At 44.0% G+C, this 21,916-nt stretch carries 17 protein-coding genes, 1 tRNA gene and 1 riboswitch; of the genes, 10 read left to right on the forward strand and 8 right to left on the reverse strand.

Features of this window, described 5'->3' with window-relative positions; all coding sequences use genetic code 11:
• Positions 1–6: 6 nt before the first annotated feature.
• Positions 7–79, reverse strand: a tRNA-Lys gene (locus WH223_RS05405).
• A gap of 222 nt (positions 80–301) precedes the next feature.
• Between WH223_RS05405 and WH223_RS05410 the strand changes: the two genes are divergently transcribed.
• Genes WH223_RS05410 through WH223_RS05425 form a run of 4 tightly spaced genes read left to right on the forward strand, consistent with a single transcriptional unit; the run spans position 302 to position 6,810 of the window.
• On the forward strand, positions 302–847 hold the full coding sequence (locus WH223_RS05410; protein ID WP_340046517.1) for a sigma-70 family RNA polymerase sigma factor: 546 nt from the start codon (positions 302–304) through the stop codon (positions 845–847).
• Between the two features lie 33 nt (positions 848–880).
• A complete protein-coding gene (locus tag WH223_RS05415) occupies positions 881–1,915 on the forward strand; it encodes a FecR family protein (protein WP_340046518.1) in 1,035 nt (344 codons plus the stop codon).
• Positions 1,916–1,939: 24 nt separating this feature from the next.
• Positions 1,940–5,290, forward strand: coding sequence for a SusC/RagA family TonB-linked outer membrane protein (locus tag WH223_RS05420; RefSeq protein ID WP_340046519.1), 3,351 nt, complete (start codon positions 1,940–1,942; stop codon positions 5,288–5,290).
• An 11-nt stretch (positions 5,291–5,301) separates the two neighbouring features.
• Positions 5,302–6,810, forward strand: coding sequence for a SusD/RagB family nutrient-binding outer membrane lipoprotein (locus WH223_RS05425; RefSeq protein ID WP_340046520.1), 1,509 nt, complete (start codon positions 5,302–5,304; stop codon positions 6,808–6,810).
• An 81-nt stretch (positions 6,811–6,891) separates the two neighbouring features.
• Here the strand turns inward: WH223_RS05425 and WH223_RS05430 are convergent, their stop codons facing one another.
• Entirely contained in the window at positions 6,892–8,229 is a 1,338-nt protein-coding gene (locus WH223_RS05430) for a MutS-related protein (protein WP_340046521.1), read from the reverse strand.
• Between the two features lie 292 nt (positions 8,230–8,521).
• On the opposite strand from WH223_RS05430, the gene WH223_RS05435 reads away from it, so the two are divergent.
• The 5 genes from WH223_RS05435 to WH223_RS05455 all read left to right on the forward strand — a co-directional run bounded on the left by WH223_RS05435 (position 8,522) and on the right by WH223_RS05455 (position 15,119).
• Positions 8,522–10,981: a phosphocholine-specific phospholipase C gene (locus WH223_RS05435; RefSeq protein ID WP_340046522.1), complete on the forward strand. Its 2,460-nt coding sequence runs from the start codon at positions 8,522–8,524 to the stop codon at positions 10,979–10,981.
• A 151-nt stretch (positions 10,982–11,132) separates the two neighbouring features.
• On the forward strand, positions 11,133–11,666 hold the full coding sequence (locus WH223_RS05440; protein ID WP_340046523.1) for a hypothetical protein: 534 nt from the start codon (positions 11,133–11,135) through the stop codon (positions 11,664–11,666).
• A gap of 4 nt (positions 11,667–11,670) precedes the next feature.
• Entirely contained in the window at positions 11,671–12,627 is a 957-nt protein-coding gene (locus tag WH223_RS05445) for a DUF4407 domain-containing protein (protein ID WP_340046524.1), read from the forward strand.
• A 358-nt stretch (positions 12,628–12,985) separates the two neighbouring features.
• Positions 12,986–14,572 carry an ABC-F family ATP-binding cassette domain-containing protein gene (locus WH223_RS05450; protein WP_340046525.1) on the forward strand — a complete coding sequence of 529 codons (1,587 nt, stop codon included), beginning with the start codon at positions 12,986–12,988 and terminating at the stop codon, positions 14,570–14,572.
• 119 nt (positions 14,573–14,691) lie between these two features.
• Positions 14,692–14,785, forward strand: a riboswitch (SAM-I-IV-variant riboswitch).
• A 70-nt stretch (positions 14,786–14,855) separates the two neighbouring features.
• Positions 14,856–15,119 carry a 5-oxoprolinase gene (locus tag WH223_RS05455; protein WP_340046526.1) on the forward strand — a complete coding sequence of 88 codons (264 nt, stop codon included), beginning with the start codon at positions 14,856–14,858 and terminating at the stop codon, positions 15,117–15,119.
• On the opposite strand, the gene WH223_RS05460 is transcribed toward WH223_RS05455, so the two are convergent.
• From WH223_RS05460 to WH223_RS05475, 4 genes are all read right to left on the reverse strand, one after another.
• Entirely contained in the window at positions 15,116–16,216 is a 1,101-nt protein-coding gene (locus WH223_RS05460) for a DUF2891 domain-containing protein (RefSeq protein ID WP_340046527.1), read from the reverse strand. The two genes, WH223_RS05455 and WH223_RS05460, sit on opposite strands and share 4 nt — an antisense overlap.
• 135 nt (positions 16,217–16,351) lie before the next feature.
• A complete protein-coding gene (locus WH223_RS05465; RefSeq protein ID WP_340046528.1) occupies positions 16,352–18,079 on the reverse strand; it encodes a hypothetical protein in 1,728 nt (575 codons plus the stop codon).
• Positions 18,080–18,082: 3 nt separating this feature from the next.
• Positions 18,083–19,060, reverse strand: a complete 978-nt coding sequence (locus WH223_RS05470; RefSeq protein WP_340046529.1) for a FecR family protein — start codon at positions 19,058–19,060, stop codon at positions 18,083–18,085.
• Complete coding sequence (locus tag WH223_RS05475) at positions 19,057–19,590, reverse strand: RNA polymerase sigma-70 factor (protein WP_340046530.1); 534 nt, start codon at positions 19,588–19,590, stop codon at positions 19,057–19,059. Before WH223_RS05475 ends, WH223_RS05470 begins: the two co-directional genes overlap by 4 nt.
• A 317-nt stretch (positions 19,591–19,907) precedes the next feature.
• On the opposite strand from WH223_RS05475, the gene WH223_RS05480 reads away from it, so the two are divergent.
• Positions 19,908–20,267 carry a DUF2200 domain-containing protein gene (locus tag WH223_RS05480; protein ID WP_340046531.1) on the forward strand — a complete coding sequence of 120 codons (360 nt, stop codon included), beginning with the start codon at positions 19,908–19,910 and terminating at the stop codon, positions 20,265–20,267.
• 60 nt (positions 20,268–20,327) lie between these two features.
• Here the strand turns inward: WH223_RS05480 and WH223_RS05485 are convergent, their stop codons facing one another.
• Entirely contained in the window at positions 20,328–20,978 is a 651-nt protein-coding gene (locus WH223_RS05485; RefSeq protein WP_340046532.1) for an HD domain-containing protein, read from the reverse strand.
• 69 nt (positions 20,979–21,047) lie between these two features.
• Entirely contained in the window at positions 21,048–21,869 is an 822-nt protein-coding gene (locus tag WH223_RS05490; protein WP_340046533.1) for a helix-turn-helix domain-containing protein, read from the reverse strand.
• Positions 21,870–21,916: the final 47 nt, after the last annotated feature.

Consider the following 21,916-nt stretch of genomic DNA (forward strand, 5'->3'; position numbering starts at 1 on the left):
AAGATGTGATCCCGCTGGGATTCGAACCCAGGACCCATACATTAAAAGTGTATTGCTCTACCAGCTGAGCTACAGAATCTTTTTACTCTTCGTTTCGAAATGTCTTTCGTTGTTTGGAGTGATGCAAAGGTAGATAAATCCTTTTAAATAGCAAACTATAGCGCATCTTTTTTTACGTATTTCCCCGAAACTATTCAGTTAGAAGGAATTAATTTTTCCTTACTAATTGAAAAAATTCACAAAAGCTTAAAATAGGAACATTGTTTTTATTCATATATTCGTTTAGTCATCCACAAAGACCATGATAAACGGCTCGACCATTACAAAAGTTGCCTTTGCAAGCCTCTTCCACACATGGAACAGGAAGGTCTATCACTATGCCCTAAGCAAAACAGGGTCTTCTTACATTGCTGAGGAAACCGTACAGCGCACCTTTATCAAACTTTGGGATAACCTACAGCATAAGAATATCGACGTTAAGGTCGAAGCACAGCTATTCATGATTACGCGTAGCGTGATGTTGGATATCATCAAAGAAGAGCGCAGACGTCAGCTAGCCATGAGCCGTCAGGAGACAAGAGAAGAGCTCAGCCCTACTCCATTCGACCACTACCGACTAAAAGAGTTGCAAGAGCAACTCGACCAACTTATCAATACCATGCCCGAAGGACGCAAGCGGGTCTTTCAGCTACACCGTCAACAGAACCTCAGCTACAAACAAATTGCCGAGCTACTTTCTATTTCACCAAAGACCGTAGAGAGCCACATCCACCTAGCCCTGAAAACCCTTAAAAAGAACTTTTTCTTCTTTTTCATTTTATTTATACTTTTTTTCACTTTGTCTTAAGGGTAGCTTTGATTAGCGTCGTATTCTGTACGTATGAAGATTACGAAACAACTGATAGACCGTTACCTAAAAGGCCAATGCTCGGAAGCCGAAGCGAATGCTGTAGAGCGCTACCTGCAAGAAAACCCAAAGGGGCTGGCAGAGTTTATTCCGGAGGAGGAATGGGACGCCATGTCGACGGACTACCCCTATGTTGAAGAACGTAAAGTATACCAAAAGCTGCAACACAAGCTGAAGCTTCCTAAACAAAAAGCAAACTACATATACCGCATCGGACAGGTAGCCGCTCTCCTACTTGTGGCCTTTGGCATTTACCAAATAGCAAGCCAGCGCCCAACTAAGCAAGTGGAGAAACAAACAGCCTTAGCCAAGCAACCAATCGTGGTCGACAAAACCTCCGATGATAGCAATTTGTACTACATCAACTCGGGCAATGACAACATGGTGTTAAAGGCCACTGACGGCTCTACGATCACCTTATACCCACAATCTGAAATTAGATATGCAGCATCTTTTGCTGGGCAGAAAGAGCGCTTATTATACCTAAAAGGGAAAGCCAAATTTGAAGTAGCGAAATATAAAACGAAGCCCTTCCGTGTACATTCCAAAGGAATAGTAACGACCGCCTTGGGTACTATTTTCATTGTAGACGAAGCAAAAAAATCTGAAACAAGCATCCAATTAATCGAAGGATCAATAGAAGTAAAAGCACATAACCAAATAAACAATAAAGTTTTAACAAGAACCATAAAACCACAGGAAGAACTAATCCTGAACCATGAACAAAACACCATCATCAAGGAGAAGAAGGTACAGATTGCAGGCATCGACCGCGAAGGATTCTTCGAGCAAAAGTCGCATAGCCTACAGTTTAAAAACTTAGCGCTACAGGATATCATCGCTATCCTAGAGCAGAATTACGACCTGAAAATCACCTACGCCCCAACCAGCCTGGAAGGGAAATTCTTTAGCGGTACATTTTCAAATTCCCCAACCGCCTATCAGGCCGTAATCAAGGAGCTAAACTACCTACACAACTTGAAATTAAACTATGTAAAAAACAAGTAAAAGCTTTACACTAAAAAATGAATTATGAAAAATCTTCTTGTAAACAAAAAGGAGCTATTTACCATGCTTCAGCTTCGATTTAGAAGACCGAAGACTTCATGGCAGCTACAAATGGGGATGCTGGGACTACTCAGCATGAGCTACCAAGTAGGGATGGCACAGTCCACCGCCCACGTAAACGGAGTGGTGCGCGATAGCCAAGGCAACAACCTATCATCCGTAACCGTGACCATCAATAATGCGAAAAGTGGTTTCCAGCAGGCCACCACCAGTCAGGCCGATGGAACATTCACCTTCGAACGTATTCCCGAAGGACAGGGCTACAACATCAAAATTACAGCACTAGGCTACAAAACAAAGGTATTAAGCGATTACCAGATTGATGCCAAAGACCGCGTAGCCATCTCCGTGACGCTCGAGCAAGATGTAGCAAACCTTGAGGAAGTAGTCGTTACCGCACTGGGTATCAAAAGAGATAAAAAAGCACTCGGTTACACGGTTGCTGAACTAAAAGGCAATGAGCTAACGCAAGGTAAAGAAGCCAATGTAGCCAATGCACTTTCCGGAAAAGTTGCCGGTGTGCAGGTTAGCCGTGCCGCTTCTGGCGCTGGAGGTTCCTCCAAGGTGGTTATCCGTGGTAACAACTCACTCATCGGAAACAGCCAGCCACTATACGTGGTAGATGGGGTACCCATTGATAATCAAAACGTATCTGCACCAAACCAATCAGGAGGTACCGACTATGGCGATGGTATCGGAAATATAAACCCCGATGATATCGAAAGCATGTCGATACTGAAAGGTCCCAATGCTGCTGCATTATATGGACAGCGTGGCAGTAATGGTGTTATCTTGATAACAACGAAGTCAGGAAAAGCTGGAAGAACGAATTTCAACTTCAGCAGCGACTATTCCATTGGAAACGCTTTAGTACTTCCTGATTTTCAGAATGAATATGGACAAGGCCTAAATGGTAACTTCACCCACTTTCGTAAAGATGACGGCACGATTGTGCCGATGAGCCAAGCCATCGCTAACGGCTTTTCGGGCATGCCAAAAGCATCGGCAGGCCGTGATCGTACTACCCGTGCTAGCTGGGGGGCTCGCATGGATGGACAGACTTATGAAGATATGTATGGCAATGTTTTACAATTTAATCCAGCGCCAGACACGTACTCATCTTTCTTCCAAACTGAAAAACAACGCATTAATAACCTCAGTGTAGACGGAGGTAACGAGAAGTTAAACTACCGGTTTTCTTTTGGAAATACACATGTAGATGGCTATATCCCTACAAATACCTTAGACCGTAACAACTTCGCTTTACGCACGCAAGGCAAGATTACAGACAAGCTACATATTGATGTTAAAGCCAATTACATCATGCAAGAGGCTAATAACAGGCCTACCTTGTCGGATGCATCCGACAATCCAGCATACCTCTTTATAAGTCAGCCGCGTAGTTTAAGCAACTCAATAGCTGCTCAATATAAATGGACCGCACAAGATATCAGCAGACAGCTCGGTTTCTCGGGTTTAACCGAAGGTTTAGAGAAAACTTACGCGACAAACAGCTCCACGGCAAACCCCTTTTGGACTATCTACGAAAACCATAATGAAGACCGTCGTGACCGTTTGATCGGGCTACTACGCTTAAGCTACGATGTAGCTCCATGGCTGAAGCTTTCCGCAACGGGAGGTACCGATTTCTATACTGACCAACGCTTCCGCTACAGGCCGATAAACACCTACCAGAGTTTAAACCGTAAGGGCGACATGCGTGAGGAACTCATCCGCTCGCGCGAAAATAACTACGACTTCTTGGCAAGTTCCAACTTTGCAGCATCCGATGACATCAAGCTTAGTTTCAATGTGGGAGCAAGTCATCAGAGTCGCTTCCTGCGCATAACAGGGAATACTGGAAATCAATTTATTGTTCCAGACCTTTTCGTCATCAACAATACAACCACCAATTCGTATATCTTCGACTTGGTAGAATCTAAAATCAATTCCATCTACGGATCGGGACAATTTGGCTACAAAGACTTCTGGTTTGTGGACTTCTCGGCAAGAAACGATTGGTCATCGACCCTATCGTTAAACAACAGCTCTTTCTTCTATCCTTCAGTAAGTAGTAGTTTGGTGTTGACGGAAGCTTTCAAGTGGAGCTCCCCTCTCCTATCCTACGCCAAAATAAGAGGATCATGGGCACAAGCAGGAAGCTCTGGAAACCCATATCAGCTAACAGGAGCATACAGCCTGAACCAGTTTACACATGGTGGTATCCCAATGGCGTCCTACACGGAGGTTATTCCTGATAAAAACTTAAAGAACGAGCTTACGACTTCTATCGAAGCAGGTGCCGATCTTCGTTTCCTCAGCAACAGATTGTCGCTATCCTTCACCTACTACCAAGCGAAAACGAAGAACCAAATCTTAGATGTTCCAATCTCGCCATCCAGCTTATATGTGAAAAACAGAATCAATGCGGGTGAAATATCCAACAAAGGTATTGAGTTTGTCATCAGCGGAACGCCCGTAAAAACAGAAAGCTTCGAATGGAGCAGCCAATTCAACTTCAACCGCAACCGCAATAAAGTAGAGTCGTTATATCCAGGTATTCCAACCTTCCTATTAGCGACCGACCGTGGTGTTAATGTTGTTGCTGAAGTAGGTAAACCATTCGGACAGCTAAAGGGTACACAGTTCGCGTGGGTTAAAGATGAGCAAGGAAACCGCCTAATAGACCCAAATACAGGGCTTCCTATACGTACGGCTGGTCGTGTGGAGACCGATTTAGGTAATGCACAGCCTAGCTGGATTGGAGGATTCTCCAATACGTTCAACTACAAAGGAATCAGCCTTTACGCCTTAGTAGATATTCGCCAAGGTGGCGTAATATTCTCACAGTCCAACCGCGAGCAAATTATCTACGGTACCAGCAAAAAGACATTAGAAGGACGTGATGGCACCTATGTAGCGCAAGGAATGGTCGCTAAACAAGATGGCAACGGACAGTGGACAAGCTCAGGCGTAGCAAACAGCAAACAGGTCAATGCACAAGATTACTGGAATATGGTCGCTAGCGACAAGGAGGTAATGGTGTCAGAAGAGATGATCAACGACATGAGCTATATCGCGATGCGTGAAATCAGCCTTTCCTACAGCCTTCCTAAGAAATACATGCCAGTCAATGCCATTCGTAACATCAAATTAGGCATCTACGGACGTAACCTCTTCTACTTCCAGCGCAAGACGGACGGTTTCTCTCCAGAAACATCAGCCTTCAACGTGAACAACTCATCCATCGGTATTGAGTCGACCTCTTTACCAATGATGCGTAATTTCGGTATCAACCTAAGTATTGGCTTATAATCTTTTGCAACATGAAAACAACTACACTAAAAAAAATAGCCTATCTAGCCACTGGAGCCTTCATCCTGATGCAGGGAAGTGCCTGCACGAAGGACTTTGAAAGGACAAATACACCGCCTACCTCCGTAACGAAGGTAGACCCAGCTTTACTAATCGCGCGCATCCTGCGTGATGGCACCTTCCAAGAATCAGGAGAGCTGCCAAACAACAAATTCGGATCTTGGGTTCAACATTGGGCAGGTGGCCCTGTAGTGCCTGTATCGCGCTATTTTGAAGGCCCAGAGAACCTAATCTGGTCGCAACACTTCCAGTTGCTGCGCAACATTATTCAGATTAAAGAAGAGCTCGCTGGATTAGAAAATGACCCTTCTGGCAGAAGTAGGCTCGCTATCGCTGAAATATATGAGGTTTACCTCTATCAGCGATTGACGGATTTATTTGGTGATATCCCTTATTCAGAGGTTACCAAATCGAACCAAGCCATCAACCGCACGCCAAAATTTGATAAACAAGAGGATATCTATCCGGCTTTGATTCAAAAGCTAGATGCTTCCTTAGCCAAATTAACTGTAGGCGATCAATCGTACGGAACGGCTGACTTCTTCTACAACGGAAATGTCGACAAATGGAAGAAGTTTGGCAATTCGCTAAAACTACGCTTAGGCATGCGCTTGCGCTATGCCAAACCAGACCTTGCTGAGCAAACGGTACGTGCTGCTATGGCGGCAAGCTATGGCCTACTAGCCAACAATGCGGATAATGCCGCTGTGCCAACCTACAACAACGCACAAGCGGAAAACCAAAACCCTATTTTACGCCAATCCACAACAGGAAGTGCCGATTTACGCTACCTAGCAAACACCCTAGTTGATAGGCTTAAAGCGGATAATGACCCACGTTTACCGCTATTAGCGCAGTCGGTAACCATCAATGGGGTAGCGACCTACCAAGGAATTGGTGTATCCTTAACCGACAATCAGCTATCACAATTAATCCGTGCCAACTACTCAACGCCAAATAGAGCGACTTGGTTTAGCTTAACGTTCAACCCTATACCGAGCTATGCGATGACCTATTCGGATATCTGCTTTTACAAAGCAGAGGCCGCACTATTGGGATGGGGAGCAAGCAGCCAAGATGCCTATGGGTTCTTCAGCGAAGGGGTTAAAGCAGCATTTGCTCTTCCTCCATACAATTTAACAAGCATACCGACCAGCTATGAGCAAAATGTAATGAGCTTCACCAACCTTACCGATGCACAAAAGATGGAGAAGATAGCTACACAAAAATGGATTCAACTCTTCGGTCGTAACATGGAGGCATTCGCCGAATGGCGCCGAACAGGCTATCCGGTGTTAACGCCTGGCCCTAACCTAGGTTCTACCAACGGGCAGATTCCGCGTAGAGGAATCTACTCTAGCGAAGAGGTTGAGCTCAATAGAGATAATTACAAAGAAGCCGTTGCTCGCATGACGAATGGCGACTCTTTCCTATCCAAAGTATGGTGGGATAAACGTTAAACGAATACAACCTATCGAAAAACAGGAGGCCGTAGCAACTTAAGCTGCGGCCTTTATTATGGAAGAGTAGTTGCTTAAACCTTATATCTTTTTAAAAGCCTCAAAGACGGACTCTCTTTCCAAAAACCACATCCCCAAACGTTCATCTGCTATACCTTCCTTCAACCGATAGGTAAAATCAACACCTTTTTCTTCATCAAGGGTAGTTTCCAAACAGCGTAAAGAAATAGAAGATTGCTTTTGGAATGTAGCAGCTAGCTCTGTGATATGGGAGGAGATAAAAAAGATGCTGTGCGAAATATGGCCGATACTATCTATGAGGCGTAAAGTCGCCGCATAAGTATCGTGATAATTCGTTCCCTTGAACAGCTCATCCAGCAGAATAACCATAGGCCCACTCTCCTGAATAGCCGTTGCTACCGCCTTAACGCGATGCACCTCATTGAAAAAATGGCTGTAGCCTGAAGCTATATTATCCCCGAGGTTAATCGTTGTCATCAATCCGTTAAACAAAGAAGTACACATAGAATCCGCAGGCACAGGAAATCCTAAATGAGCCAAATACAAACAGCTACCTACAGTTTTAAGTAACGTAGATTTCCCCGTCATATTCGCTCCCGTAAGAAACCAAATAGGTTGCGAACGACGTACTTTAATGTTATTCTTAACCGGCGTCTTCAAGGCCAAATTATAGGCCCCTTCTATGTCCAGCAATAACGGAGACTGAGGGTCACTATCGAAAGTAGGAAAGTGCAATTCCATACTTTGGTAAACACGAGCCACCGCACGTAAAGCATCCAACTCATAGCATATACGAAAAAGCCTAACCAAAGCTTCACGGTGCTCATCCCTAAAACGAGCATCATACTTTAAAGCCAAAGTGAGGCTATAATTCCTATCCTTAGCCACTAGTGCCAACTCTTGGAGGTCGAAGTGCGCTACAAATGTCAAAAACCATGCACACGGCCCTCTTAATTCACCTATATCCCTACCAGACTCAGCAGCAGCTTGAAAAAAATCATGTAGACGCACAATCAATAGGGCTACCTCACGAATAGACTGACGAATTAACAATTTATCACGCTGATAGCTAATCGACAAAAAATTATCAGAAAGCGCATTTAAGAAATATCCTGTTTTACTAGTCGTATGATTTCTTCGCGTCTGCCCTTGATAATGTTCCAGGTCGACCATCATGTACTTATCAAAAAAACAATCAATAGGCTGATCAACGAGGTATTGGATAGCTACTTGCCGCCCTTCGATTGCAGCAACATCTTTCAGAGGATATTGAAAATATTGATACAGCACATCTCTGCCACCAAGCGTAAAAGTTGTATCAAAAAGATAAAGCAAACTACCCTCCTCCCATTGGAGTGCATTCAAATCAGACAGGGTTTGTTTATCAATTTTAAACATGCTAATAATTGGTGAAAATCAAAAAATCCGAACCTAAAATCATCGCGTTTAGCGCTACTCTACCTTAGACACGATGAGATTAAGGTATAAAAAATATTACACAATCGATTGACAAAAACCAAACTAAAGAACTAAAAAACAAATATTTAACATTTTTTAATGCTTTAAAACACAGCAGAAGCAGTAAAAAGAAAAAATAAGCTTTTTTAATGATAACATAACAGCAAAAGGGATGGTGGATTCAAACATATTTCGGATATTAGCCAGAGCTACCTATAGCCTCATTTAACACATGGAGAGTAGAAGAGAATTTTTGAAAAAGGCCGGTCTATTAGCCGGATCCTTCGGGCTTTTTAATAGCCTTCCCGCATCTATCCAAGCAGCCTTAAGCATCAACCCTGCTGATGGCTCTACCTATTTAGATGCCGAACATATCGTTTTGCTGATGCAAGAAAACCGATCGTTTGACCATAGCTTCGGCAGCCTACGTGGCGTCCGTGGCTTCAACGATAGCCGACCGGTGGTGAGCCCCGACGGCCGACCTGTTTGGTTGCAATCCTACAAGAATGGTGACACCTACCTTCCATTCCGCTTAGACATCAAAAATTCTAATGCGGCATGGACGCGCGACCTTCCACACTCTTGGGAAAACCAAATCGGCGCCTGGAACAAGGGACAGTTCAACAATTGGTTAGAATGGAAACGTTCAGGCAATAAGAACTACCATAACATGCCCCTTACTTTAGGGCATTACAGACGTGAAGATATACCTTTCTATTATGCCTTTGCCGATGCATTTACCATCTGCGATCAGCACTTCTGTTCTTCAATTACAGGAACAACAACCAACCGTCATTTCTTCTGGACAGGCACTTGCGTACCCGAAAAAGGAGCTAAACCGCTTACGCGAAACTCTGATATCTACTTCAACCGCATGGCACATTGGAAAACATTCCCGGAACGCCTAGAAGAAGCCGGTATCTCGTGGCGCGTATACCAAAATGAAATCAGCCTGCAAAATGGTCTAGAGGGTGAAGCTGAAGCATGGTTAGGCAACTTTACAGACAACAACTTAGAGTGGTTCGACCAGTACCAAGTACGCTACAAAAAAAGTCATATAGACTTCTATAAAAAACGTATAGCCGAACTTCCAGCAGAGATAGAGCAACTCGAGCAATCGCTAAAAAGCAAGCACGACCAAAAAGCACAACAGCAGCTACAGCAGAAGAAAAATCAGCTGGAAAGCTTCCGCAAGGAATACGAACAATACAATCCACAGCGGTTTGAGAAGCTTGATGCACGTACAAAATCGCTGCATCAACGTGCCTTCCAAACGAATGAACGCGACCCAGACTACCATCAGGTAACGCAGGTAGCTATCGAGGGAGAAACAATCACCATCCCTAAAGGAGATATCCTACACCAATTCCGTGCGGATGTTAAAAATGGAAAGCTACCGACGGTTTCCTGGTTGGCAGCACCACAGCATTTCTCAGACCATCCAAGTGCTCCTATGTATGGCGCATGGTATGTATCTGAGGTGTTGAGCATTCTAACGGAGAACCCGGAAATATGGAAAAAAACGATCTTCATCTTAAACTACGATGAAAACGACGGTTACTTCGACCATGTACCTCCTTTTGTAGCGCCAAAACCGGGCGATAGCAGCACCGGAAGCACCTCCAAAGACCTAGACTACAGCAGCGAGTTCGTAACACGCGAGCAAGAACTAGCCTACGGCATTGAGGAGAAGAATGCAACAGAAGGACCTGTAGGCTTAGGCTACCGCGTACCACTTATCATTGCATCTCCATGGAGCAAGGGCGGATGGGTAAACTCGGAAGTGTGTGATATCACCTCCACCATCCAGTTTATGGAGCATTTCTTAACCAAGAAAAAAGGAGCTCACCTCGTTGAAGAAAATATAAGCAGCTGGCGCCGTGCTATTACTGGTGATTTAACCTCGGCATTCCGTCCTTATCAAGCGGACAACGCAGCCCTTCCCTCCTTCTTAGATCGCGACACACAGGTCGCACAAATCAATAAAGCAAAGGATAAGCCTGCACCAAACACGTTTACAAAGCTCACAGCTCAAGAAATTGATGCCGTTACACAAGGTAAGAAAGTCGGCAGCTCCCCACAGCAAGAGCAAGGTAGTAAGCCTTCAAATGCACTTTGCTACGAGCTAAACGTACATGAAAGCTGGACCAACGGACAGCTGAGCCTACGTATGGAAAGCGCAAACAAGCTATTTGGTAGCCGTGCTTTAGGTGGTGCTTTCAACGTATATGCCTACGGGTATCAGCCTGAACGTGCCAACTGGTCATTTGCCTGCTCCGCAGGAAATGCTGTTGAGCACAGCTGGAAGGCATCGGATTTCAACCAAGGCCAGTACCGTCTAGCGCTTCATGGGCCGAATGGTTTCTACCGTTTGCTACAAGGAGCAAACCAACAACCAAGCCTGCAAATCAGTGTACAATTCTTACCGAAAGAAGAGACTTTACGATTCTTCGTGCACAACACCAGTAAAAAGGCACTGACTTTAACCCTGAAGGATGCTTACCAAAAAGGGCAACAAAAAAATAAAAAAATCAACGCTGCAGAGCAGACAACGATCGATATATCGATAAAAGCGCAGCAGCGTTGGTACGACCTATCCTTCGGAATAGTAGAGGAACCATCCTTCATCCGACAGTTTGCTGGTCGACAAGAGAATGGGAAACCTAGCATCAGCGACCCACTGATGCGCTAACCCACAAAAGCCCAGGACCAACAAAAGGTGCTGGGCTTTTTTTACCGACAAATCACCCCTATTCACCTATTTTTCAACTAGCCTTACCTAATTCCCCTGTGCATAGCACCATATTAAGTTTTCTTTTGCCCAACAATTAAACAAAAGAAACATGGGAATATTTTCAATCTTCAGAAAAAAGAAGGAGGAACCAGTTGACAGCTTAGCCCAAGAAGCTCCTCTTTCACATGCAGAAACAAATCCAACAGCCTCCAGCAGCAGCATGGCCAATGAAGGTGCTGGCATCCACCGCATCTATACCTATCTACAGCAAGACTTCGAAAGCAAAGGCTACCAAGATGCACTCGTGAGTCCCGATGAAGGCTATAAAAACGATAACATACGACTCATCAAGTATGATCTTCAAATTTTAATTCACCAGGTAAAAACGTACCACGATTCGCTGATGAAGGATTTGGAATTTCATATCCACTCCAGAGAGCGTGCTGGTCTTATCGACCTTGTCGATGAACTAAAAATTAAACAAACAGACCTGCAAGATCATATCGAAAAAGTACAAGGTTTCGACCAGGAGCTTAAGCAAGATGTAGGACTCTATGAAAGAGCTATCCTAGCCTACAAAAGAGGATTTATGAAAGGCATGGCCTCAATTACACAAGCATATCTATTGAACAAAAAATTCTAGCACAATGAAAGATTGGTGGTTAAAATTTGGTTGTTACCTTACAGGCTTCAACTACAATCTCGTTAAAAACTCAAGTGAGCAGTCGGCCAAGAATGTCAAGAAATATACATCGGCCATGCTTATCATCGTATTGGTATGGTTCTTTATTGGTTATAGCTTCGCGACGCGCTACTTGCACCTCGCACAATGGGGTGGCTTGGTCGGCGGTCTTCTCATGAGCTTCATTATCATACAAATTGAACGCATCATCATTCTATCGACCAAAGTTAGTGCTTGGTCCAGCGCCTTCCGTGTGCTGCTCGCCTTGGTGATGTCTATATTAGGCGCTTTCATCATGGACCAAATAACCTTTAAGGATGATATCGAGCTACGTAAAGCGCAGGTTATGGATCAGCGTGTAAAAGAAGCTGTACAGGAATCCGAAAAGGATATACAACGGCAAATCAACGAGCTCGACACCATGATTGGGAAGGCCAACCTACGCTATGATGCCGTCAGCCTTGAACTTCGTAAAAACCCCGTTATCATCACGAGCTATACAAATAGTTCTGTTACGAAAGATCAGGAAGGAAAGGCCATCAACAGCACCCAATCGACAAATAAGTCGGTAATGGAGAATCCTAAAAAGCTGGAAATGGAACAGCTCCATAAGCAGATTGAAACCTTACAAAACAAGAAATTCGAACTGGCGCAATCCATTACGACACTGAAAGAACGTAAAGAAAAAGAACTTAAAGCAAGCACAGGCTTTCTGGATGAGCTCAACCTTCTACATGATGTGGTGACATCATCTCGTATTGGACTATTCGTTTACCTCCTATTCTTACTTTTCTTTTTAGCTATCGAGCTTTTCGTGTTAGTCATGAAACTGACGGATAAGGAATCGGACTACGATAAGTTGCTGCAACACCAAACACAGATACGCGTGCAAATGCTCGATAAACTGGGGAAAGGAGGATAATACCTCCCCACTTTTTATAGCATCTATGCACTCACGCCACCATAGCGTTTAGTTTATGCTGAGCTTGTCGAAGCATCATGTTGAGCGAGCGCAGGGCTCGTGGAATCTAGCGATTAGTAGAAACAGATAGTTAAATCTACTTGTCGCTAGATTTCTTTCTTCGTTCCAAATGATGCTTGAAGAGTCATGGCGCTAATCCCCAAATCCCCCTTATTTTGCTTCTTTATAAATTCTTTCTACCTTTGTCCTAACCCAACAACGACTATATGTAAGAGCAAATTTCTTCCGATACTAATGAAACGCTAAATCTTTAACAGAAAGATGAGGCCTATACAATCATTTCAAAACGAAAGAAATCATGCTTATTATAGACCAACTAAGCTATATCCATTCGGATAAAGAAACACTATTTCATAATTTACAATTCTCCCTGAGTACAGGAAAAAAAGCCGCTATTATTGGAAATAATGGAGCCGGCAAGTCTACGCTATTAAAGCTAATCGCAGGACAACAAAATCCAAATGCAGGACGCATAAACGTAGCAGAGAAACCCTATTACCTACCGCAGCTCTTTGATGCTTTCCACGGGGTGACCGTAGCGCAAGCCTTAGGTATAGCCCAAAAGCTATCCGCCTTCCACGCCATCCTGGAGGGCGATGCTACAGACGAAAATCTACTCTTACTGGACGACGACTGGACATTAGAAGAGCGCTGTGCCGAAGCTTTCGCCCGTTGGGAAATACAGCATATACAGCTCGACCAAGCCATGGCGACGCTAAGCGGCGGACAAAAGAGCAAGGTTTTTCTAGCTGGCATCACCATTCATCAAGCTAAGTTTGTACTGATGGATGAACCCAGCAACCACCTAGATACAGCAGGAAGGCAGTTGCTGTACGACTTCATTCAGCATAGCCCTTTAACCCTATTGGTTGTCAGCCATGACCGCACACTGCTCAACTTGCTAGACACCATGTATGAGCTCAGCAAAGTGGGTATTAAAACCTATGGGGGCAACTACGACTTCTACGCCGAGCAAAAGGGAATTGCCGAAGGAGCGCTCCACGACCATATCCATGCCCAAGAAAAAGAACTGCGCAAAGCACGAGAGAAAGAGAGACAGGTAAATGAGCGTCAACAGAAATTAGACAACAGAGGAAGCAAAAAACAGCTGAAGGCTGGTGTATCACGCATCATGATGAACACCCTACGCAATCAAGCAGAGCAAAGTTCGGCCAAAAATAAACAGGTACATCAAGATAAGATAGGTACCATCAGCAGGGAGCTCACAGAACTACGAGGACAGCGCCCAGAAATAGACAAGATGAAGTTTGATTTTACCACCACCACCCTACATCAGGGCAAGGTATTATTCAGCCTTCAAGCGGTCAACTACAGCTACGGAAGCGAAAGCCTATGGTCAGAAAACCATAGCCTACAAATAAATAGCGGCGAGCGCATAGCTTTAACGGGAGGCAATGGCTCTGGCAAAACAACACTTATTCAGCTGTTGCTTGGCCAATTGTCGCCTAGCACAGGAGTAATCACAAAAGCGGCTATACAGTCCGTTTACATTGACCAAGACTACTCCCTACTGGAAAATCAACTCAGCGTCTATGAGCAAGCCGAATATTTTAACAATGGCTCCTTAGCAGAGCACGATATCAAAATTAGGCTTGACAGGTTTCTGTTCAGCAAAGAAACATGGACCAAGCGTTGCGATGCCCTCAGTGGTGGCGAGCGTATGCGCCTAGCACTATGCTGCCTAACCATCAGCAGCCAAGCGCCAGACCTCATCGTTTTGGATGAACCCACGAATAACCTGGACCTACAAAACATAGGTATCCTAACTTCTGCCTTGCAGCAATACCAAGGAACGCTACTCGTTGTTTCCCACGATGCTACATTTTTAGCAGAAATAGGTATCAACCGCTGGATAAACCTTTAGCAAATAAGAAAATAACGAAGAAAAAATAAGCGATGTAATATCCGAAAAAACATATTTTTCGTAAAAATTAATATTTTATCAATTTTAATTTTGCAATTCAAAATTAATCTACTACATTTGTAGAGTATTCAGAATTGCCGAAGCAATACCAACCGAGTGAAGACACCGCGGTGGTAAAATAATACGGGTATCACACCAAAATAAACGTGCTATCACGCTTGTTTTCAAAACCCTTGATTTTCTGGATGCAATTTATGGTTAAACGTTTTTAATACTAAATTGTATGTCAACATCAACAAATCCATTAGCAAGTCACCTGTCTGAGCAGTTCAACCGCTACAGCATACATGAGCTTATTAGCATCAACAATGATATCGTGGAAAACAAAATATGGGGCGCCCAGCGCCCCATATTCCGCAACGCAGTACTTACTGCATTGGCCAAAAAAGGTATTGATTTATCTCCTATTATTTCTAAAGAAGATGGTTTCAGTGTCATTCAGATTGTGAAAGTAAAGCTGGAGAACAACAGCTTAATACCGGCTTAAGGGTTCGACAGAGCGAGCAAGGCAAAAGAGCCTAGCCAGTGGCTACCCATATAGTCGTCGTTACTGATATTTTTTAGGGAGAAGTCGATATGTTTATTTCCTAAATCGACCAAGTCGTTATGCAAGCGCGGTATCGCTTTTGCGATGCCATACAAGCAGTGCGCACGGCTGAAGTTTAAGCCATCCAGGTGCACCAACTTACCATCGGTACGGTCGCTCACCAAAGCAGGCTGCAAAAATCCAGCTCCTTTTTCAAAAAGAACAGGTAGAAAATCGGCTAGCCAAGGTTCATACTTATCTTGAGGCAAGATACGGCTCATCAGATAAGCCTCTTCCAAACATGGCGAAAGAAAATCAGAACCACTAGGCTCATAAGCAAGGTTACAATTTTCATCTTTAGCAAAGAAGCGTTCGCTATTCACTTTAATAGCGTTTAGCAAATCATGGTCGCCCACTTTCAGCGCATAATCATACATCAGCGATAAGCTAAAAGCCGTATTATCATGCTGACCAGTACGAATCGGATAAACCAATTTCGTCAGGTAAACCTGTGTGCGTTCCGAAAGTAAAGTCGCCAAAGGTTTTAAGGTCGTGGCCCAGGTCTTAGCATCCGCATCGTTCCAGCCCAACAGTTCCTCCTGAAGCTTCAACAGCCAAGCCCATCCATAGGTACGCTCGAAGCTCAGGTTATTTTTGTCTTGGAAAAAAGCAAGCTCCACCGCCAAGTTCTCCGGGGTGATATGTTCTTTTAGAAATTGACGCATCTTGCCATCACTATCCAACTGAGGGTAATTTTTCAGCAGATGAACAATAGACCAATAGCCATGTACCGACGAATGCCAGTCAAAACAGCCATAAAAAATAGGACGTAAAGCCTTAGGTCCTTTTAAATCTTGTGCGCTACCGAGCACCTGCCCCATTTTGTTCGGATACTCAATGCCCAAGCAGTGCGTGGGCAACTCAAAAATTACAGCAGCAGTTTCCTCCGTCAAACGAAGCGGCTCTACAGCATGTTCTCCCCCCTCCTTATTGGAAGGCTGGCAAGCCACAAAAAAACTTACCGACAGCATCCCGACTAACTTAGCGATACCTTTCATAAAATATTCTGTTTATTAGCGTTTACGAATAACAAGAATAGGCATAAAAACAGCATTTTACAACAAAATCAGGAATTCATCCGCCGAAGGCGAAACAAAAAATAAACGAATAAAGATTACATAGATAGCACCCTACTATTTAAAACGATAGAAAATACCCGCCGTTGCGCTCATATGAAAGCTATCATATTCCGGGTTTGCCTTCCAAGCTCTCCACTCCTTACGTCTCGAGGTTCTGATGCCTTCCGTTGCTTCCGTATAATTAAACGATGGCGCAACAAAAGCGTAGATATTCTTCGACAAAGACCAGGCCGGCATCAGGCGTAAAGCAACAACACGGCTATCATTCACCCGAAAATTAGATTCAAAATGTGTACGCTGCACCAGCTCTACAGCTAGCGAAAAATTAGGCTTTTGCAACAAAGAACTACCAATACCAAACTCAGCACCATACTTCAAAATCGGACGGTCGGTATACATTCCAAAGCCAAGCACACTATAAAGCACACGACCACCAGAGCGGAAATTAACACTCATAAACTTGCTTTCATCATACTGAAAAGCCAATTCTTTACGTCCATTTTTCACCAAGCTCAGTAGTGCTACGGGATAATCACTGCTATCCGCAATATTAATCAAACCAGCCATCTGGATACCCTTCACCTTCTTCGCTACGTTAAAAGCCCCTGCCAACTGGTGGTTTACGTCGCCCCCCGAAAAGTTAAACAAACCAGCCATCTGTGTCCCCTGAGCCGTTTTCACCCGATTCATAGCACCCGCCAGCTGCATCCCCTTTTTCAGGCTATCCGCCGTATTCCAAATTCCGCCGAGTTGAAAACCCTGCACATTATTAACCACCACATTGCCGGCACCAGCCAGCTGAAAGCCCTTCACATTCCCCCCTACAAGGTTGATAACACCTGCCATTTGGTTACCATGCATATCATACTGATTCACATTGAACACACCGCCAATTTCCGTCCCTTCAACACCGGCCGTAGAGCCTCCAATAATATTCAGAGAAAATGTATTTACAATCTGCGCATTAAAAAAACCATGCGTACTCAGCCCAGGCGTCAACGACACCTGAAAAGCACGGTAAGCAAAAAATCCAGCCAAGTTTAAACTCTGAATACGCTGCGAAGAGTTCGTGAAGAAACGACCGAAATAGGTATCATAAACCGTCCTATCCTGCTGATTTGCGGAATAGTAACCTGTAGAATGCCCCTTTTTATTCTTCACCACATCGATAGGCAGCAAGAGCGTAATCGACGTATCGCGATACAATTCCTTACTCAAACCCAAAGCCAACTGCTGGTCGCCGCCGCGCACATCAAGCGTAAAATAACCCTCTTGATTCGAGAGCGTAGCCGACTGGAAAGAGACACGGTCATAAACACTGGCCTGTGGAATAGCCCTTTGCGTACGAATATCGCGCACATAGCCCGTTACCATAGCCCTATTTTGCTCCACCTTCACCTCTACAGAAACATCCATCCGTTGTGGCGCATAAGTAATGATAAGGTGCGAACCTGTCTCTTTGAAGATAAACAAATCGCCAAACAAACGCTCCAAATAACTGACCATAGGACCTTGATAAGCCTTCTGCGTCACTACGCTATCCAAGTTTACCAAATTGCTGTTGTACGAAAAGTGAAAACCCTCCGACTCCTCCAGCTGGTCCAGTAGCTCCCGCAAAGGAACCCGATTGTAAGCAGGCACCTGAATGACACGCGCCAGCTTACTCTGTGCAAAAGCACTAGTATAAAATAAGCTAAGTCCTAAAAAAAACAAAAGCAACCCCAATCTATACCCCATCGCAAGCATAAACGCTTTCAAAGTAAATCTACAAGCTAACGTCATCTATTAATTAATATAGTAGGTATTACCCTTTTTCTCGATTTTCAAATTAAAGGTCGTTAAAATTACCTCGACAATTTCTTTCAAATTTTGCTGCTCAAAACGAGCCGTATACAACAGCTTCTTATGCACCGGGTTTAGCACAAATTGTTGCCCATAAGCTCTACCCAATACCTCAAAAACACGAGGTAAAGGTGTATTTTCAAAAATAAACTCTTGGTGAATATAATAACGATACAACTGGTCGGGAACCGTGTCCGGCTGCACCACCTTCGTTGTCGTATCCGCAATCGTCACATGCTGATTGGCCGTAAGAAACACTTTCTCTTTACCATATTGTACACAGACCTTCCCACTCGCCACGATAACCTCCGTTTGGTTTTCACCCTTACGCACATTAAAACTCGTCCCCAACACTGTAATCGTCTGCTTACCACTCTGTATCACAAACGGATGCGCCTCATCATGCTTCACCTGAAAAAAAGCTTCACCTTTAGCCAAAGTCACCTGTCGCTCACGCCCAAGCCAAGCTTTATGGTAGCGTAAATCACTAGCCTTATTCAGGCTAACGTGGCTACCATCGGGCAAATCCATATGCTCCACCGCACCCCAAGTCGTCAGCTGCTTATCCTCCGTAAGGCCAAAATGTAAAGCCATAAAAGATAAACCACAGACCAATAATACCGAAGCAGCTACTTGAAAAATACGGGTAGCACCTAAGCGACGCACAGGCTTTACAGCCTCCGGAATTTCGTCAGCCCTTTCCGCAGCACGACCGGCCCGCAAGTCGACAAAACGCGACCAAGCCTGGTCAATATCGACAGGCTGATAATCCATTTTCCGCTCCGTAAGGCCCCATATTTTTTTCAATTCGAGGTATTGCGCCTCATGCTCCGGATTTTCCTCAATCCAAGCCGCTATCTTTTTATTATCTTCCGGACTCGTCTCCCCCAGAATATAATTTACAATCCATTCATTTTTCATCGTCCAGCAATTAAGGTTAGTAATAAAACCGTCAGGTATTCCACCAAATGTATACGCAGGTGGCGTAGCGCCTTGCTCATGTGGCCTTCCACCGTTTTTACGGAAAGCTCCAGCAAAGAAGCTATCTCTTGGTACTTAAGCTCGTGAAAACGGCTCATCTCAAAAACGGTGCGTGTCTTTTCGGGCAGTTTAGCGAGCGCCAACTGTAGCTGTTCGCGCAACTCCCCATCCCCTTGGTCGAGCAGAGAAATCCCCTCACCTTGATGCAAAAGATGGTCACTATAACGCTGCTTCACCCGCCTGCGCTGAATCAAATTCAACCCTTCATGGTAAACAGCCTTATACAAATACGCCCGCAAAGAGGTATGAACCTCCTTTTCCCAATCTTTTTCCCAGAGCTTCAGAAATACCTGTTGCACCACTTCTTCCGCCGCATCGGCATCCTCAAGCAGCTTAAACACATAATAATGAAGCTCCTTAAAATGCGCACGAAAGACAGCTTCGAATTTTTTTTCCTTTTCTACGCACATAAAATGTTAACCTAATACATTCAAAAAAAAACAATATTGCGCTTTTTTAAATTAAGACAAACTGAACGGCCCTTACCCTTATTTATTTTGTAAAAAAAATTGCTCTACAGCGCAAAGGTAGAAAAAAGGATTTGGGCGGCACCCTTCGGGTCGGGCTTTCCGCTCTATCTTTTTCGGGCTGCTTAGGCATGCCCGAAAAAGGATGCCGCTCCACTCCCTGCCGCAAGATTGGCCACTGCAAAATAGAATCACAGCCCTACACAAAAGAAGAAATAACTATCTTTAATACGATATTAGCTAAGCAATAGTCCTACAATATGAAAACAACACCTGAACACGACGCGCGCATTGCAAAAATGACCTTTGCTTCCGTGTATCCCCATTATCTTAAAAAAGTAGAAACCAAAGGACGCACCAAAGAAGAACTACACCAAGTCATCACCTGGTTGACCGGATTTGAGGAGCAACAGCTAGCCCAACTTATTACAGACAAGGTAACCTTCGCTACTTTTTTTGATAAAGCAACCCTCCATCCGCATGCCGACCAAATAAAAGGTGTCATCTGTGGGTACCGAATTGAAGAAATAGAAAATCCGCTGACACGGAAAACACGCTACTTAGACAAGCTCATTGATGAGCTAGCCAAAGGCAAGAAAATGGATAAGATATTAAGATAAAAAAAGTCCTCAGTAAAAATACCAAGGACTTACACCTATTAATAAGGAGTAGGTGATTATTTATTCATGCCAAGGCGAATGAAGAATACAATCGCAGAAGTTCTTGCGTTCAAAATTCGGAATCATGAAAGCACATACGTCTGCTTTGATATTTCCGAAAGTTGTATCCGTCTTATGCGCAAAGCCAGAAAAGAAAGTAGGAATAATATTCTTTTTGAAATCCGTACGCGGGAAAGCCGTAATAATCGCTTCGCGATGTTCGGTGGATAGGTGCTCATAGCCCTCACCCATCACATCCAAACCCACCCCCGAATAGAGCAAAGCTACTTCCGCCTCTTTATGTTCTGCAATACCAATAGACGTGTGCAGCGCAATGGTATCCCACACCAACTGCAAGCTTTTATCAGGCAAGCCATAGCTGCGCAGAAAATCGCGGGCCGCATTAGCACCGTCCACCTCAAAGCGCAAATCCGCACTACTATACTGCTTCGTTAATCCCAAATCATGAAATACAGACGAAATGTACAAGAGTTCCGCATCGTGTGCAATATGCTGACGCGTAGCATTTAAAGTCGCAAAAAGATAAACACGCAAAGAATGGTTGTACAAGAATTCTGTACCATGCGTTAACAATAAATCGGTAGCCGCTTTCGCGAGGCTGCTATCAGGAATCGTAATCCCTGCAATCGTTTTTGGATGTTGTAGTGACATAGTTTTTAACAGTTTAACACTGTAAAAGTAACCCAAAAAAGAAAGCATGTAAATGCCTAAACCAACCGATTAGATACCAATTTCTACAAAGCCTTTACGATAACCATCGGGCGATATTTGCATGCACTTCTTAAAGAAGTTGCTAAAGTGATAAGGCGTAGAAAAATGTAAATCCACAGCTATTTCCTTAATCGGTTTATCCGAAAACTGTAGACTTTTTTTAGCCTCCGAAAGTAGATTTGCTGAAATAAGCTCCTTCGCCTGCGCTCCTTGTTTCCTACATATTTGAGCCAACTTGCGCGGACTAATATTCATTTTCTCCGCATAGGCCTCCACCTTATGCCAACGTATCCCCTCTTCTTGAATCAAGGTTAAAAAATGATGATATTGTTTTGTATCAAAATCACCACTATCTGCTTTTATCAATCGATAAATATTAGCAATACGGATAACGATAATTTTCAAAAATGCAGCCAACACATCCGGTTGGTTCGCATAAGGAAGCTCCAGTACATCTGCATAAACCAAAGCCAGCATCGCTTGAAGTTTACTAAAATCAGCTTTCCCCAAATTAAACAATACCTCCTCGCGATTGCTCGTAAACAAAAGCTCCTTACAGTTATTAGCGCTGACGGGCGTTTTCAACCAAAAAGCATCATCAAATTGAAGTAGATAGCCATCGGCAGCAATAGCGACCTCCGTAAAAACCTGCTCTCGCGAAAATAGAAATAAACGATAGGCCCCTACATCAAATGCTATTTTATCTACGACCAAAGAACCGTCACCACGCCTAACCAAAAGAATCTTATGGAAATCACTTCGGAAATCCGATAAAACCGTAGGAACGCCCAGCTCCAATTGGTGAATACTAAAAAATGATGCGATATCCATATGATGTGCCTTCCACTAAAACAACTATTAAATAAAAATCAGCTAAA

It is taken from the genome of Sphingobacterium sp. MYb382 (assembly GCF_037572665.1).
Classification (GTDB): Bacteria; Bacteroidota; Bacteroidia; order Sphingobacteriales; family Sphingobacteriaceae; genus Sphingobacterium.

Excerpts from the sequence above, each read along its gene's own strand:
- WH223_RS05465 (WP_340046528.1), bottom strand. The coding sequence starts at position 18,079 with ATGACGTTAGCTTGTAGATTTACTTTGAAAGCGTTTATGCTTGCGATG.
- WH223_RS05445 (WP_340046524.1), top strand. The coding sequence starts at position 11,671 with ATGAAAGATTGGTGGTTAAAATTTGGTTGTTACCTTACAGGCTTCAAC.
- WH223_RS05440 (WP_340046523.1), top strand. The coding sequence starts at position 11,133 with ATGGGAATATTTTCAATCTTCAGAAAAAAGAAGGAGGAACCAGTTGAC.
- WH223_RS05455 (WP_340046526.1), top strand. The coding sequence starts at position 14,856 with ATGTCAACATCAACAAATCCATTAGCAAGTCACCTGTCTGAGCAGTTC.
- WH223_RS05435 (WP_340046522.1), top strand. The coding sequence starts at position 8,522 with ATGGAGAGTAGAAGAGAATTTTTGAAAAAGGCCGGTCTATTAGCCGGA.
- WH223_RS05470 (WP_340046529.1), bottom strand. The coding sequence starts at position 19,060 with ATGAAAAATGAATGGATTGTAAATTATATTCTGGGGGAGACGAGTCCG.
- WH223_RS05430 (WP_340046521.1), bottom strand. The coding sequence starts at position 8,229 with ATGTTTAAAATTGATAAACAAACCCTGTCTGATTTGAATGCACTCCAA.
- WH223_RS05410 (WP_340046517.1), top strand. The coding sequence starts at position 302 with ATGATAAACGGCTCGACCATTACAAAAGTTGCCTTTGCAAGCCTCTTC.
- WH223_RS05485 (WP_340046532.1), bottom strand. The coding sequence starts at position 20,978 with ATGTCACTACAACATCCAAAAACGATTGCAGGGATTACGATTCCTGAT.
- WH223_RS05475 (WP_340046530.1), bottom strand. The coding sequence starts at position 19,590 with ATGTGCGTAGAAAAGGAAAAAAAATTCGAAGCTGTCTTTCGTGCGCAT.
- WH223_RS05450 (WP_340046525.1), top strand. The coding sequence starts at position 12,986 with ATGCTTATTATAGACCAACTAAGCTATATCCATTCGGATAAAGAAACA.
- WH223_RS05425 (WP_340046520.1), top strand. The coding sequence starts at position 5,302 with ATGAAAACAACTACACTAAAAAAAATAGCCTATCTAGCCACTGGAGCC.
- WH223_RS05480 (WP_340046531.1), top strand. The coding sequence starts at position 19,908 with ATGAAAACAACACCTGAACACGACGCGCGCATTGCAAAAATGACCTTT.
- WH223_RS05420 (WP_340046519.1), top strand. The coding sequence starts at position 1,940 with ATGAAAAATCTTCTTGTAAACAAAAAGGAGCTATTTACCATGCTTCAG.
- WH223_RS05415 (WP_340046518.1), top strand. The coding sequence starts at position 881 with ATGAAGATTACGAAACAACTGATAGACCGTTACCTAAAAGGCCAATGC.
- WH223_RS05460 (WP_340046527.1), bottom strand. The coding sequence starts at position 16,216 with ATGAAAGGTATCGCTAAGTTAGTCGGGATGCTGTCGGTAAGTTTTTTT.
- WH223_RS05490 (WP_340046533.1), bottom strand. The coding sequence starts at position 21,869 with ATGGATATCGCATCATTTTTTAGTATTCACCAATTGGAGCTGGGCGTT.